Here is a 14,674-nt window from a genome sequence, read left to right as displayed (position 1 = left end):
AAATTCACTTGGAGTCTGTTATTAAAATTCCACCTTTTGAACCGGTGAAAAAATCATGTCTTCTACATCCTTGATCTTCACACCGACTCTTGCAAAAACATATTTCTGCGTCGGCACAAGGGCAGGAATTTCTGTGGCTATGGTAATCGCATTCAAATTTTTGATTTCTGCCCCTGCTATATCCGTTACGCCCACATTGGTTGACCGCGACACGAATTCTGTTTTATTAATAAAGAGCGAAACCTGTTCAATGGCCTTAGCGTCGGCGCCATTAATGATCTTTTCCAGCTTTAATGTGGCTGTGACCTTGTTTTCAGCCCCTGCAAACTGAGGCGTACGGATCATATAGTAAGGCATCACTTCCAGGTCCAGCTGCTGATTGCCTTCCAGTGTCACAAACAATGTGTCTTTTGCGGCAGCATCTTTTTCCAGCGTCTTGAAAGGCCCTCTCCCCTTTGGTACAACCAATTTATATTGACCATTAAAAAGCAGAGCAGAGAAGGAACCGTTCTGATCGACCTGCGTATCGATCGCCGCAAGCTTACCGAAGCCCGGCTGCCAGAGTTGCAGCCTTACCTGGTTATACTCTACGCCAATGGGCTCGCCATTGTAGACGATCCGGCCGGATAATGTTGATTTCGGTTCGGTAAAATTGTCCTTTGCGCATGCTGAAATAAGGAAAAGCAATGCCAGGTATGGTATAAATTGAGATCTGATTTTCATAATAGCTGATCTTTTTGAATATGATGGCCTAGTGATTTGGATTCCGTATGATCTTCGGATTGTTGTTGACAACCTCGTCTGTAATCAGCGAATAATAATTCCCTAACTGGAAGCGGTCAGCACCGGTTACACGGCTCAATTTCACAGGCTTATAAATCCATTTACCATTATTAGGCGATCCTGGCTCATACACTTTGTAAGGCCACAATGCCCAGGGCTGCGTGTTTCTTTTTGTCGCTTTTCCCAGGTCTTTGGAAAGGTCTGCCGCGCTGATCGCGTTGCCATCCATAACAATGTGGGCAATCCTCCAGCGCTGGATATCGAAATGATAATGTCCTTCAAAAGCCAGCTCCACGCGGCGTTCATGCGCGATGCGGTCGAATGTAATGTCTTCGGCCACGAGTGGTTTCAACAATCCGGCACGGGCACGCACCTGGTTCATATAACCGGCTGCTACGGCGGGTTGTTTTAGTTCAAATGCGGCCTCAGCTGCGTTTAAAAGCACTTCGGCATATCTGTAACGGATAAACCAAACTTCACTGTTAACCCCGCGCTGCCCTGATCCTACAACCGGATCCAGATATTTACGCAGATAAAATCCTGTTTGCGCAGTGAATTCAAAACCATCGATCGGACCATCGAAACCTACAACTTGTTCAGGGACCGATTTGCCTGGCAATGTCTTTTGTGCACCGCGGTCGTCGCCGCTGACGATGGAGCCGTTTCCTAGCTGGAAGCCAGCCCAAATGTCTACGGTGCGACCTTTGAATGTGGTTCCGGGCAGCATAACCGTTCCGGCAAGCCTTGCGTCACGGCCCTCGAAAATGTCGGTTTGATTGGCATAATAAATAGGCGCGCCGGCTGCATTGGTGGTTGGAATGCGGGCAAATGTGTTGTCCAGCTTTTCAAATGACTCCACAAAATTCAATGATGGGTTAATTCTTCCACCCTCCTCTTCCTCAGCACCATAGCGAGGCTGGTTAGAGCCGGTGAAGTAATGCACCTTGCCACTTTGCAGTTTGTAATCGTCTACAAAAATGGCTTCCGAATTGTTTGCTTTATCATAAAATATACTTGAAAAGTTTTCCGAGAGATCGGGCTTTTTGTTGTAGAGTGCATAAGCGCCCACGCTGCCGCTGATGATCTCTTTCGCCGCTGCCAATGCTTTGGTATAATAACCTGTGGCCAGATTTGCAGGAATTCCCACTTCACCGCCAGGCAAAGAAACCGAAGGCGTATTCACACCATATCTTGCCAGCGAACCGGCGTACAATGCTGCACGGGCCTGCATTGCCAGTGCGGCTGCCTGTGTGGCCCTTGATTTTTCCCCGGCATTAGCAGGAAGCTTGGCTTTAATTTCCTCCGCCTCTTTAATTACAAAATCATAAATCTCTGACTCCTTGGCCCTCGCATGTTGCAGGTAAGTAGGATCTCCGCTAAAATCATAAGTCATCGGTTCCAGAATCAATGGAACGCCGCCCATGCGTTTTACCAGCTCGAAATAGTAGGAAGCACGCAGAAATCGTGCTTCTGCCAGAAAGCGATCTTTGACAGCTGGTGAAAGCTTTTCGGCCGCTTCGCACTTTTGGATGAATAAATTCATCTCCCGAATGTAACCGTAATCCCAGATCGACCAGGTGTTTAGATCCCAGCCACTGTTTTGAAATTCCTTATAACGGCCTGATTCCGACCAGAATGCTTCATTGAAATCCGCTAACCGCGTCCAGCCGGTAAGGGGATCCAGGTCCCATTGGCGCTCAAAATCACGGAAGTTGCCCAGATCGACGTAGCGGTTGTATAAATTTCCCAGTAACGAAAGAACCTGGCCTTCATCGCCCCAGACCTGTTCTTCTGTCAGGATGTTTGTTGGCGGCCGATTCAGGAATTCATCATCATTACAGCCCCAGCTAAGCAAAAGCAATACAAATACTGGTATATAAAATATCTTTTTCATCGCGAAATACGGTTTTATTAAATTGAAAGATTGATCCCTACGTTGACAAACTTGTTCTGCGGATATTGCAGACCGTTTTCTTCCGAGATCTCAGGATCAATGCCAAATTCTTTCAGATTGTCAATCGAGAACAAATTGTAACCATTGATGTAAATCCTGGCGCGTTGCAGCTTCACTTTTTCCAGCAATGTTTTTGGCAGAGAATAACCCAGTTCAATGGTCCTTGCACGGATATACTTCACATTATGGATCCAGAAAGTGGAGTTTCGCTTGTAGTTGCTGTGTCCGCCGTCATTGTAGCGCAATGCCGGATATTTGCCCGGGATCCACTCGCTGTTCAGGTCAAAGGGATCTGCGCGGTGCCATCTGTCGAGGAATATTTTGTTCAAAGCGCCGTCGTTCTGATAAGCCCAGCGCTGTTCCCAGTTTTGGTTCCAGGAATACATTGCCCCGCCTGAGAAGTCTGCGTTAAATGAAATGCCTTTCCAGGTAACCGCGAAGTTCAAACCGAAGTTAATGTTGGGCTGCCCATTTGTTGTGTAACCGATTGGCCTCTCGTCCAGGTTATTGATCACATTATCGCCATTGATATCCTTGTAAATCAGGTCGCCCGGCAACAATGTGCGGTTGCCCTGTTCATCGATGTTAACAGGATATTCATTGATCTCCTGCTGCGACTGAAACTGTCCGATTGTCTCATATCCCCAGTAAACATTCCTGTAACGGCCTTCCTCAGAATTCCTGTACTGGTCCCAGGAATTGTTGAAAACGGGCTTATAAGAAGAGACAAACTTGGTGCGTGAGAAGGACACGTTACCACCAACCGAATAGCCAATGTCGCCAGCTTTTCCATTATAAGCCAGGGCAAGTTCCCATCCGGCTTGTGAATCGCTGTTAACATTCTCATCCGGCAGGCTGTAACCCAACTCACTTGGCACAAGCAGGTCGTATTTGCGCCCCAGAAGTCCTGTTCTCAAACGGTAGAAATAGTCAACCGAACCAGTCAGTTTGGTTCCTAGCAAGGAAAAGTCTGCACCTACGTCCGTGATTTTACTTTTAAACCAGGATATATTATTAATAATCTGGCCTTTATCGCGGGAAGTTACCACTGCTGTTCCACTTAAAATCGCGTTGCCCTGGTTGTAATTATAGCCTGGCAAGTATGCATAAGGATCCAAAGGACGGTTGACATCATTATTGAAAAGAATGTTATCATCTCCCAAAATCCCATAGGAAGCCCGCAGTTTAAGATCGTCCAGAATGCTTCTCGTGCCAATGATATTTTTGAAGAATTGCTCTTCTGTAATCCTCCATCCCGCAGAAGCTGATGGGAAATAACCCACCCGGCGATCCGGAGCGAACTTCCAGGAAGCATCGCGTCGAGCCGAAACTTCTACATAATATTTGCCTGCATAGTCATAATTAACCCTACCGATATACCCTATACGCGCAAGCTGATTGTCCTTATCGTCGTAAGTGTCCATCGTTGCAAAATAGACCAGGGGAAGCACATTGGTTTTGGGAACCGAGTGTACCCATTGTTCCTGATCACGCTCTTCCTGGCGTTCTGCAACAAATGTGGCGCCGATTGTATTTTTGCCAAATGTGTTGTTGTAGTTCAGCTGGCCCTGATACACATTGCGCATGATCTTTTGCGTGCGTCTTTCGCGCCAGGGGTTCGTGCTTCCGCCGGTTACCTTGTAAGTGTCGTCAGTCGGGTTGTAGGTATAGGCTTCATAAGTGTATTCGTGGCCATTCAAAACCCGGTCTCCAATGTAATAGGAATACATTCCCTTGGCAACCAAGCCTTTGATCCCCGGGATTTTGTATTCTGCTGTCATGTTCGTCTGCAATACGCGCCAAATGTCTGTCTGGTAACCACCCAGACGCTTGTTGTTATAGGCCCAGTTGGTTTCATTGTGTTTGATATCATTGAGATACAATGGGTTATCATTGGCATAAGGGCGTTCAAACGGACGGTTCCGCAGAATTGCAAAACGAGGCAGCCAGTAATCATCACCGCCCGGAATACCTGGCTGATCGCGGGTTTCGATCCTGCCGTTGATCTGAATGCCCACTTTCAAATTGTCCGTGATCTTGGCGTCAACATTGCTTTGCAGGTTATTCCTTGTAAATGTAAACTCACGTCCGAGGACCGAATTCTGGCTTAACCGCGTTGCGGATATGTAGTAGGAGATTTTGTCTGAACCGCCCGTCATGTTCAGGTTAACCGAGGTTAGCGGCGAATTTTTCTTAACGATAAAATCTTTCCAGTTGAAGCTCTTATAGCCCATTTCAGTGCCTGCTTTATACTTATCAAGTTCAGCCTGGGTGATGGAAGTCTTGCCATACTGGTTCATTTCCGCCTCCGCTTTTCCGTGCATCCATTGATACGAATCATTGACTACATTAGGAAATCTCGACCAGTTTTGCCAGCCGGTGTAAGCATCTAAGTTGATTGTATTCTTTGTTCCGTTTTTTCCTCTTTTGGTTGTAACCACCACAACACCATTCGCCGCCCGAACCCCGTAAATAGCGGCAGAAGCGTCTTTTAGCACGGTAATGCTTTCAACATCGTTCGGGGAAATGTTGTTGAACTGCTTGTCGTCCTGCTGAATCCCGTCGATGACAAAAAGCGGATTGCCCATGTTCCTGATCTGCACCGTTGCAGCTGCTCCCGGGCGTCCGTCCGGCATCCTGAATGTTACGCCCGGTATTTTTCCGGCCAGTCCGGAACTTACAGTTGAGCCGCCATGCACGCGATCAAGATCTTTGCTGGTAACCGTAGCGATTGCGCCTGTAAGCGACTCTTTCTTTTGCGTTCCGTAACCAACAACCACCACTTCTTCCAGCGATTTGTCATCCACTTTAAGCGCAACGTCAAATGTGCTCTGAGCACCAGTAACCAGCACCTCTTGCGATATAAAACCCACAAATGAGAAAATCAATGTTGTTTCTCCATCGGGAACGGTAATCGAGTATTTTCCTTTTTCGTCGGTCAATGTTCCGGTTTGTGTGCCTTTAAGGACCACGCTTACGCCTGGTAAGCCGGCTCCCCCGTCTTCCTTAACCGTTCCTGTTATCGTTTTCTCAATGGCAGCTTCGGCTGATTGCGCAGCGGCTGGCTCAGCCGCAACCTCGCCCGCCTTGTCTGGTTGACTATCCGGCCTGATGACAATCAGGTTATTCTTTGCTTTGTAATGCAATTCCATAGGTTTCAAAAGCGCGTCCAAAACATCAGCTAGTGCCCCGTTTTGCACCCTTATAGATGCCCTTCTTTCTGACTGGATCAGTTTGGAACTGAACACGAACTTTACATTGGTTTGCTTCTCCAGTTGTCCAAGGATCTTTTTAATGTCCTCATTCTGGATGTCAACCGTAACCTTCTGGCTCAATGCAGATTGAGCTCTTCCATCATGTGCCCATGAAATCCCTACGAATATACCCGCCAGGATACATTGAATGACTGTTATTCGCATGAGTGTAATGAGAAAGTCTTCAAGTCGTCGAACTTTTTTCATATTTTTGAATGAATTTGTTGGTTAAGGAGATTTATTCAACGAAATCTTCCCTTGCATCCCCTGCAAAAGCGGATGTAAAGTAATGTCAGTTACTTCGGGGAATCTTGAGATCAGTCATGCTGGAACATGGCTGGTCTTTTTTTGTGTCAAAGCGGATAGGTTATGTCATACGCGGCGGCATTTTGGTTAAGATTCGATTCTTTTTACTTGCACCAATTTCCGACAATGGAAACCTGGTTATCATTGATCTCATACTGGGCATCCAATGCATTGCAAATCGCATCCAGTTTTTCTCTGAACGGCTGCCCTATCAGCGTGGCATTTAATGTGCAATTGCCCATTTTTACCCTATCATAGCTGATCTGCACATTATATACATTCTCCAAAGTTTCAAACACTTCATGAACAGGCGTCTCGTCGAAGACAAACCCTTGTTTCGAAATATCCATATCCGAAACCGGTCCCTTTTCCTGGCTATCCAGCTTGACGATCCTGCCGCTTTCTTTTGAAAATGCAATTCTCTGATCCTGACTGAGCGTGATTCCCGTCAGCTCCGGTTTGTCTGATTCTTCGTCGATTTCTTTTTTGTCTAAATTATTGATTGAAAAAACCGACACCGTCCCTGTTTTCACTTCCACCCGGATTTCCTTATTTGCTTCCGAAGCATCAATCATGAAACTGGTTCCCAACACTTTCGTTGCCAAACCGTAACTGTAAACAAGGAAAGGCTTTTCCTTGTTTTTGACGATTTCAAAAAAAGCTTTTCCTGTTAAAGTCACTTCACGACGCTTTGCATTGGCAACTTCAGAATAGCTCAGATGTCCGCCAGGCTGCAAAACCACCGAACTGCCATCTGCTAGCAGGATCGTCAGCGGCTTTTGCGTATCATTATACTTTTGCACGACTTTGTCAGCAGCAACTTGCTCAGTACCCAAATTTCCACTCACCCGTCCGTTGCCCTGCTTATAATAAAACCAGTAACTCACCGAACCTATGCTCAGGATCAAAGCTGCAGATGCAGCGACCCTTATCCAGCGCCATCCTGATAGGATCCGTTTAGGCTCGGCAGCCTCTTCCACTTTTGAAGGTCCCGTTTCCTGATTATGCATCTGACTTTCCACCGCGCTCCACATTCTTACGCTTTGCTTCTCGGTAGGCTGGTCTCTGCCAGTGTCTTTGGCAAGCAGGATCACATATTCGCGGGCGGCTTCTATTGTGCGTTGCTTTTCCGGGTGATTTTCCAGGAAAAGTCGCCATTTTTCATTGCTATGTGCGTCCGGGCGCATCACCCACGCGATAAATTCATCGCTTCGGATCAGTTCCGTTAAGGAGTAAGGGTCATGCGTCATATCGGGGGAAATTCGTCTTTCATAAGGAAAGAGCAGAGAATTCACGAAATGACCCCTCGAAAATCAAACTTTTTTGAAGAAAAATTCTAAAAAATACCTAACAGGCAGAAGATCAGGCTGGATATCAGCAAAATCTCCCGGTTATGGCGGAGGGAAGTAAGTGCTTTGTAAATAAAATTGCGAACTGACTTTTCACTGACGCCCATAATCCCGGCTATTTCTTCAATGCTGAAATCATCAAAATAGCGCAATGTCAGCGCTTCAACTTGTCGCTCCGGAAGCTGGGACATCAGATTTTGCACTTGTTTCGCGCGTAAGGAGGCAGACTCAATGTCGATCAGCAATGTTTCGGAGTTTCCGCCATTCGCTGGCGTTTCTGTGTCATTCAGCAGTGTAATTTCCTCCGTAACAGGAAACTTGTCCTTGGCCAGGTGAATGCGCCTGCGAAGCGACCGGTAAAGGTAAAACTTAACGGAAGTTACGTTGTCTGTAAGGTTATTCCGCAGTCGCCAGATGTCGATAAAAACATCCTGAACTGCATCTTCGACAATGGCTGAGTTTTGTGAGAGCTTGCTTCCGTAATTATAGAGCGTGCGGTGGTATTTCTCAAAAATGATTGTAAACGCCTGCTCGTCTCCTTCGCGAATCCGTTGCCACAATTGCTGGTCCGTTTTTTCCCCTATTAAGGTATCAAAATTGATCACCGCCAAGTCCGTTTTTACTAACAAGGCATAAAGCTAAATAATTATCTCTAAAATACTATTTGAAAGATTTTTCGGGCTTGGGTTGTGTACAACCGGAGAGAATAAAAAAGCGCAGGACCGGGTTGGCCTGCGCTTCATATCTGTGCTGTTTCGATTTATAATGACATCTCTGCTTTCACTTCCTGAACGAAAGCCACAGGAACGCCTACTAGTTCCGCGACTTCTTCCAGGCTGAACCGATTTGCATTCAGCAAGCTTTTAGTGAATGTAATATCCTTTTCCAAGAAAGCTTCCTCTTTTGCTTCTTCTCTGGTAATGTAAATTACTGCTTCATCAATGCCCATAGTCGTGTATGTTTTATGTGTTAAATTGAAAACCTGCTCGCTGAATGATGCCGTAAGAAAGGGGTCATTAAGTACAACATAAAATTTCAAAAATTTCATCAGCTTTGCAATTTTAGCCTTTGATATTTTCTCTTTAAGAGGCCTTCTGGCTAACTGCATTTTTAAGTCAAACAAATCTTTGTCATCTAACTTTTTACTTTTGAGTGCAATTTTGACCGTCATAATAATGTGCGCAAACACATTGTTGCTCTCAGCCAACTTCCTGTCGCATTGATCCAAAAAGTGTGGGTCGGTGTAGCCTTGCACTTCAATGTGAACCTATCTCCATTCGTCCTGACCCTCTCTGGTGAAGACTTTAACAAGCTTATCTACAAATTTGCTGGAATAATGATTATTATCGGGCGGGAAGAGCTGTTCGAGCTCTTTGTCCAGATATTCAAAATCTTTGGAGAAATCAAATATGTCGTCGGCTTCTGGGAAGAAGAACCGTAAAAAGTCTTCGAAGGTGTCTTCGAGAATGGATTTCCAGAGAATGTCGTTCCTTTTCACAGAAATAGGGATGATTAGGACATTGATACGTCCCGTCATCCCTATGGTCACTTTTATTCTTGATTTTATTTTTAGATGTCCCCTAATTCATACACCAGCTTTTCAACGGCATCATAGGAAGTTGCAGGGAAATTGGCAATTCGGAGCTGGGAACTTTTGAATTCTCCATAACCGCTTCCGATCACCATTCCTTTTTCTTTTATCTTCTTGATAATGTCCGCGGAAGGAGTTTCTACATTGGCGACAACCACTGTCTGAGAGCGGTTTTGTACTTCTTTTACGAAGGAAGAAAAGCCATTGGTCTTCTCAATGAAATCATAAATGAGTGCTGCCTTTTGCTCTGTTGCTTTCCTGAGTTCGCCAACGCCGATCTTATTAAAGTCCTCTGCGATTTTACCCAACAAATAAATCCCCATCACATTAGGTGTAGCTGGTGTTTCATTGTTCAAGGCGTTTTTCCAAAGCGTCGGCAGATCGTTATGGGCGCCGATAGAATATTGGTTTTTGATTTGCTTTGCCTTTTCCAAACATTTCTCGCTCACAATCCAAACCCCCAGACCAGCCGGAAGTCCGAATGCTTTTTGGACAGAAAAAAAGGCAGTATCGATCAAATTGTAGTCGAGATCAGGATATGGAGCGGAAGACACGATGTCTACGGCAATGAACTTGTCCGGGTTCTTTTGTTTAAGCTTATGGATTTCGCTTACAGGCATTTGCACGCCCGAGCTCGTTTCGTTATGCGTTACACAGATCAATTCGGCATATTCAGGCACTTCGATTTCGTCAGCTGTGAAACCTTCGCCCATCGGCTTTTCGAATTTGTGTGCATACTTATTCAATGCACTCGAATATTCACAAAACTTCTTCGAGAAGGATCCGTTAACCAGGTGGAAACTTTCCAGCTCCACACAGCTGAACAAAATACGCTCCCACGCTTCCGACGCAGAGCCCAGGAACATGATAGCATGTGTATCAGGCACATTCAAGAGAATACGGAGCTGGTCTACGGTAAACTTATGCAAGTCACGATATTGCTGACTGCGGTGCGAAACAGATCCCAGCTGACCGCTGACAAAGCTTTGTAAATGCTGCTCAAATGTAGGATACAACTGAGCCGGGCCTGGGGTAAAATAGGTTAAAGACATCGATTAATGACTGAGTTTTGATGGAAGGAAGGCTGAATGAGTTGGCCGTGCCGATCAACTGGCCGGCACCGTTGAATCTTGTTTGTTCAATCTCAATACAGCATCCGGAACCTGATCGTCCCTTCTATATCTTTTACTTCCTGAATGAATTCTTCGGTATAGTCTTTCGCAATGTCAACAATCACGTAACCAATGTGCTCGTTGGTTTTGAGATATTGGCCCGTAATGTTGATATTATTTTTACCAAAAATATGGTTCAGCTTCGCCAAAATCCCAGGAACGTTTGCGTGAATGTGCAATAACCTGTGGGAATCTTTCAGCTTCGGCAACTGGACTTCGGGGAAATTTACACTTCCATAAGAACTCCCGTTGTTCATGAATTCCAGTAATTTGGAAGGAACGAAATGGCCGATGTTTTCCTGCGCTTCCTCGGTGCTTCCACCAATGTGCGGCGTCAGAATTACATTAGGCAATCCTCTCAGTTCACTTTCAAATATCTCGTCATTGGTTTTCGGCTCCTTTGGAAACACGTCTACACCGGCTCCTGCCACTTTTCCACTCTTCACCGCATCCGCCAGCGCCTCAATGTCCACCACGTGACCGCGTGACAGATTCAGGAATATGACGCCGTTTTTCATCAAGGCAAATTCACGCTTTCCAATCAAATTCGTATTTTCTTTGCGGCCATCCACGTGCATGCTGATCACGTCAGAAATCGCTAAAAGCTCCTCCAATGTGCTCACCTTCCGTGCGTTACCCAGAGATAATTTCTCTACCGAATCATAAAAATAGACTTCCATACCAAGCGCTTCCGCAACAACAGAAAGCTGGGTCCCAATGCTTCCGTAACCCACCATTCCCAGTTTCTTGCCACGAACTTCGAAACTTCCGTTTGCTGACTTATCCCAGATTCCCTGGTGCAGCTGATTGCTTTTGCCAACGATGTTACGGATGAGCATAATCATTTCACCCACAGCAAGTTCAACAACAGAACGCGTATTGCTATACGGAGCATTGAAAACGGCTATTCCTTTTTTCGCAGCTTCTTCCAGATCAATTTGGTTGGTTCCAATACAAAATGCACCAATCGCCATCAAACGGTTCGCATTGTCCAAAACACGCTTGGTAATGTTGGTTTTAGAGCGGATCCCGATGATCGAAACATCTTTTATACGCTCGCAAAGCTCATCTTCGTCTAATGCACCTTTGACGAATTCAACATTAAATCCTTGCTCTTCGAAAGCGCGAAGCGCCGCAGGGTGCACATTTTCAAGCAAAAGCACTTTGATCCGGCTTTTCGGATAAGACTGGCTTCTGCTCATTTTGTTATCATATAAAAAATCATCGAATGACGTTGCAATGTGATCCGCAACAGCCACAACGCGCGGACGTTCAACGTTTTCTGTAAAAGCGTAAAAACGACTCGCTAATCCTGATGCTTTTAATTCATAGTCTGTATAACCGTCCCCGATGGCGTAAACGTCACCCGTCAGATTAAGAGAAGAAAGCAATTTTATTTTTCCACCGTCTTTTGAAAGGACATTTTCTTCATCCACTCCGGTTATGTTGCCGTCTTCATCAAACAGGAACTCATTGGCGTACACATGATCTGCATGGATGCCCAATTCTGTCGCTACGGGCACAATAAACTCCTTAAAACCGCTCGAAACGATAAATATCTGATCTGCATGCTCAGTCAAAAACTGCCTGTTACGCTGAAACGAATCCGAAACCTTTGTCCTTAAAAAAGCTACCAGTTCCTGAATATGGGAACGGTTTGCCTTCAAAAGCCCGATCCGCTGACGAAGCCCGTCAGCAAACGACATTTCGCCATTCATGCCCTTATTCGTAAGGTCAGCTATTTTCTGAACAACCTGATCACGCTCTGGATGGCCATTTAAGGCGATCGCTGCCAATTCGTCTAGCCCTTCCACTTTTGTAAAAGTGCTGTCAAAATCAATGATAATGTACGGTGATGGATTGAGTGTTAATGTGGACATGAAAAGGGAAAATAACTGAATATTAATCGGTTAAATAGAATTGGCGTTACCAGCCGCAAAATTACGAATCTCAAACATATCACACTAACAAAATAATATCTGAATCAGTTTTATCGTGAAAGAAACTCCAATGCACGCTCCTCCGACCAGTAGACGCCGTTTTTCACCCGGGCAGGCCTGAATCCGCAATGCCCGCCGTCCTGTGTCGCAACAAGGCAAACATTTGCATGAGCTCTCAGTTTTTCTATCGGCAGGCTTTCAAAAGGCACGATCGGATCGTTTTTTGCATTGATAACCATTGTCGGAATGGCTATATCCTTGATAAAGAACTTAGAACTGCATTGTTCATAATAATGGTCGGCGCCGTCGAATCCGTGTAAGGGAGCAGTGAAAATGTGATCGAAATCGTAGAGTGTCCGCACGTGCTTTTGATTACTGATATTAATGCTATCCGGAAAGATTGCCGCCTTCGCATTCACTTTTGGTTTTAGTGTATTCAAAAAGCGGTGCATGTAAACACTGTTTTCAGGCTGTATGATGGACAGGCTGCACGCGCGAAGGTCCATAGGAACGCTGAAAACCAATGCGTTTTTTATTTTCGGATTTAAATGAACACCTGATTCCCCAAGATATTTAAGCGTAAGATTTCCTCCTAAACTAAATCCGAGTAAGTGGATCTGCTCGTAATCCTTGCTTAATGCATTTTGAATCACAAGATCAAGGTCATCTGTTGCGCCACTATGATAGAAACGGACCGTCTTATTCATTTCACCGCCGCACCCCCGAAAATTCCAGGCAAGGCAATCAAAGCCATGCTGGTTCAGCAACCTCACCATGCCCAGAATATACTGCCTTGTACTGTTGCCTTCCAGGCCATGGGAAAGGATCACCAGCTTGCCTGATTTTTGAATTTTTGCGTAAGACCAGTCCAGATCCAGGAAATCTTCGTCCGGGGTTACAATTCTTTCCCGATGATAATTAACGCCTTTCACCTTACGAAAAATCGCAGGGTAAATGCTCTGAAAATGTCCGTTTGGGAGCCAGTATGGCGATATAGTGCTTTTTGTCTCAATCAATGGCATGCGACAAAGATTATTGAATAAACTAGAATAATTCTAAGCGTTTTTTAATTTTAATATTGCATTTATACTTTTTCTGTATACATTTGGTTTTTAAAAATATAAGATCAATACTAATGGCAGAAGGTACAGTAAAGTTTTTCAATGACTCCAAAGGATTTGGATTCATCCAACCATCAACTGGTGAGAAGGACATTTTCGTTCACGTTTCAGGTCTTCAAGACGACATCCGTGAGAATGACAAAGTGTCTTACGACGTAGAAAATGGAAAAAAAGGTCTAAACGCTGTTAACGTTCGCGTTATCTAAGTTTAGTCATAATAAGACATTTCGAAAGCATGCTGTACTGCATGCTTTTTTTATGCCCTTTCCGCTCACTTCTTTGCATTCATTGCTTCGTACGCTTTGTGGATCTCAACATTTTGCGGCTCCAACCGCATCATTGTGCGCCTTCTCGCCGGATCTTCGATCCATCGGTAAACCCATGAAAAGCCGAAAGGCCCTTTGTAGTATTCTTTTGATTGATACACAGGATCAGTCATTGCGTCTCCCAGGCTGATAAAATTGTATTGCTGATCTTTCAGTTTCTGGACCAGCTGCGGGAGATAATCGGTGTTTAACTGACTATCGTGGCACAGGTAAATCTGCTTAATGGGCCTTCCATACGTTGCGACGGACAGGCTGTCAAAAAAAACAAAGATCTCTACACTGGTTTCGACATACTGGCTGCCAATTGATTTCGCTACCTGCACGTCCCCTTCCTTCAAGGCCTTATCATACAATTGTGCATAAAGCCAATCTTCGCTTTCGACTGTGTAAGGCGTGTTGATGTATTTTCTTTCTTTCAAAAACGCTTGCATGCGATCAAAAGCAACGCTGTCCTTGCCCATGCTGTTGAACGGAAACCGGAAGTAATTGAGTGATTTACCTGAGCCTTTGAGAAGTTGCCTGGTTAAAACCTCCCCTTTGATGACTTCCTGCTTGAATGCCTCATAGCCGACTTCTGCATAATTTGGATGCGAATAGCTGTGGTTACCAACCGTGACATAGTCCCGCAAAACCCAGGATTTAAGCAATGCCTTGTTTTTTTCAGCCGCCGGAGTTTGTTTCAGATTGGCTTCATTGATAAAAATGGCAATGGGTAATTTCAGCGAATCCAGCTTTTGAAGCAGGCTGGATGTGCCATTCGCTTTGGCAAGATGTACATTAGGAACATCGTCAATTGTGATGGACACGCTGCGCTGCTGGGCACGAGAAAGGCCGCAAATCAAAGTGAATGCGGCCAGGAGCATATATTTTTTCATATC

At 45.1% G+C, this 14,674-nt stretch carries 12 protein-coding genes; 1 reads left to right on the top strand and 11 read right to left on the bottom strand.

The genetic code is table 11. The annotated features are described in order from the left end of the window. Positions 1-21 precede the first annotated feature (21 nt). The 10 genes from G395_RS0114360 to G395_RS0114315 all read right to left on the bottom strand — a co-directional run bounded on the left by G395_RS0114360 (position 22) and on the right by G395_RS0114315 (position 13,371). A complete protein-coding gene (locus tag G395_RS0114360; protein ID WP_026630682.1) occupies positions 22-723 on the bottom strand; it encodes a DUF3823 domain-containing protein in 702 nt (233 codons plus the stop codon). A gap of 28 nt (positions 724-751) precedes the next feature. Beyond that, positions 752-2,677, bottom strand: a complete 1,926-nt coding sequence (locus tag G395_RS0114355; protein ID WP_026630681.1) for a RagB/SusD family nutrient uptake outer membrane protein — start codon at positions 2,675-2,677, stop codon at positions 752-754. Positions 2,678-2,694: 17 nt separating this feature from the next. Next, entirely contained in the window at positions 2,695-6,198 is a 3,504-nt protein-coding gene (locus G395_RS0114350; RefSeq protein ID WP_229204172.1) for a TonB-dependent receptor, read from the bottom strand. Between the two features lie 203 nt (positions 6,199-6,401). After that, on the bottom strand, positions 6,402-7,592 hold the full coding sequence (locus G395_RS0114345) for a FecR family protein (RefSeq protein WP_229204171.1): 1,191 nt from the start codon (positions 7,590-7,592) through the stop codon (positions 6,402-6,404). A gap of 41 nt (positions 7,593-7,633) precedes the next feature. Continuing rightward, positions 7,634-8,206, bottom strand: a complete 573-nt coding sequence (locus G395_RS0114340; protein ID WP_229204170.1) for an RNA polymerase sigma factor — start codon at positions 8,204-8,206, stop codon at positions 7,634-7,636. A gap of 200 nt (positions 8,207-8,406) precedes the next feature. Further along, positions 8,407-8,694, bottom strand: a complete 288-nt coding sequence (locus G395_RS32415) for a hypothetical protein (protein WP_169720040.1) — start codon at positions 8,692-8,694, stop codon at positions 8,407-8,409. Positions 8,695-8,913: 219 nt separating this feature from the next. Then, complete coding sequence (locus G395_RS32115) at positions 8,914-9,183, bottom strand: hypothetical protein (protein WP_157486703.1); 270 nt, start codon at positions 9,181-9,183, stop codon at positions 8,914-8,916. A 32-nt stretch (positions 9,184-9,215) separates the two neighbouring features. Then, positions 9,216-10,289: an aminotransferase class V-fold PLP-dependent enzyme gene (locus G395_RS0114325; RefSeq protein ID WP_026630675.1), complete on the bottom strand. Its 1,074-nt coding sequence runs from the start codon at positions 10,287-10,289 to the stop codon at positions 9,216-9,218. Positions 10,290-10,381: 92 nt separating this feature from the next. After that, on the bottom strand, positions 10,382-12,289 hold the full coding sequence (serA, locus tag G395_RS0114320) for a phosphoglycerate dehydrogenase (protein WP_026630674.1): 1,908 nt from the start codon (positions 12,287-12,289) through the stop codon (positions 10,382-10,384). Between the two features lie 110 nt (positions 12,290-12,399). Next, a complete protein-coding gene (locus G395_RS0114315; RefSeq protein WP_026630673.1) occupies positions 12,400-13,371 on the bottom strand; it encodes a YheT family hydrolase in 972 nt (323 codons plus the stop codon). 113 nt (positions 13,372-13,484) lie between these two features. Between G395_RS0114315 and G395_RS0114310 the strand changes: the two genes are divergently transcribed. Then, positions 13,485-13,676: a cold-shock protein gene (locus G395_RS0114310; protein ID WP_026630672.1), complete on the top strand. Its 192-nt coding sequence runs from the start codon at positions 13,485-13,487 to the stop codon at positions 13,674-13,676. Between the two features lie 65 nt (positions 13,677-13,741). On the opposite strand, the gene G395_RS0114305 is transcribed toward G395_RS0114310, so the two are convergent. Beyond that, positions 13,742-14,671 (bottom strand): polysaccharide deacetylase family protein, encoded by a 930-nt coding sequence (locus tag G395_RS0114305; protein ID WP_026630671.1) that lies wholly within the window; start codon positions 14,669-14,671, stop codon positions 13,742-13,744. Positions 14,672-14,674 lie beyond the last annotated feature (3 nt).

The organism is Dyadobacter alkalitolerans DSM 23607, assembly GCF_000428845.1.
GTDB classification, from domain to species: Bacteria; Bacteroidota; Bacteroidia; order Cytophagales; family Spirosomataceae; genus Dyadobacter; species Dyadobacter alkalitolerans.
The sequence above is the reverse complement of the archived record's forward strand: the minus strand, read 5'-3'. Positions and strand labels throughout refer to the sequence as shown.

Excerpts from the sequence above, each read along its gene's own strand:
- G395_RS0114360 (WP_026630682.1), bottom strand. The coding sequence starts at position 723 with ATGAAAATCAGATCTCAATTTATACCATACCTGGCATTGCTTTTCCTT.
- G395_RS0114355 (WP_026630681.1), bottom strand. The coding sequence starts at position 2,677 with ATGAAAAAGATATTTTATATACCAGTATTTGTATTGCTTTTGCTTAGC.
- G395_RS0114350 (WP_229204172.1), bottom strand. The coding sequence starts at position 6,198 with ATGAAAAAAGTTCGACGACTTGAAGACTTTCTCATTACACTCATGCGA.
- G395_RS32415 (WP_169720040.1), bottom strand. The coding sequence starts at position 8,694 with ATGAAATTTTTGAAATTTTATGTTGTACTTAATGACCCCTTTCTTACG.
- G395_RS32115 (WP_157486703.1), bottom strand. The coding sequence starts at position 9,183 with ATGACGGGACGTATCAATGTCCTAATCATCCCTATTTCTGTGAAAAGG.
- G395_RS0114325 (WP_026630675.1), bottom strand. The coding sequence starts at position 10,289 with ATGTCTTTAACCTATTTTACCCCAGGCCCGGCTCAGTTGTATCCTACA.
- serA (WP_026630674.1), bottom strand. The coding sequence starts at position 12,289 with ATGTCCACATTAACACTCAATCCATCACCGTACATTATCATTGATTTT.
- G395_RS0114315 (WP_026630673.1), bottom strand. The coding sequence starts at position 13,371 with ATGCCATTGATTGAGACAAAAAGCACTATATCGCCATACTGGCTCCCA.
- G395_RS0114310 (WP_026630672.1), top strand. The coding sequence starts at position 13,485 with ATGGCAGAAGGTACAGTAAAGTTTTTCAATGACTCCAAAGGATTTGGA.
- G395_RS0114305 (WP_026630671.1), bottom strand. The coding sequence starts at position 14,671 with ATGAAAAAATATATGCTCCTGGCCGCATTCACTTTGATTTGCGGCCTT.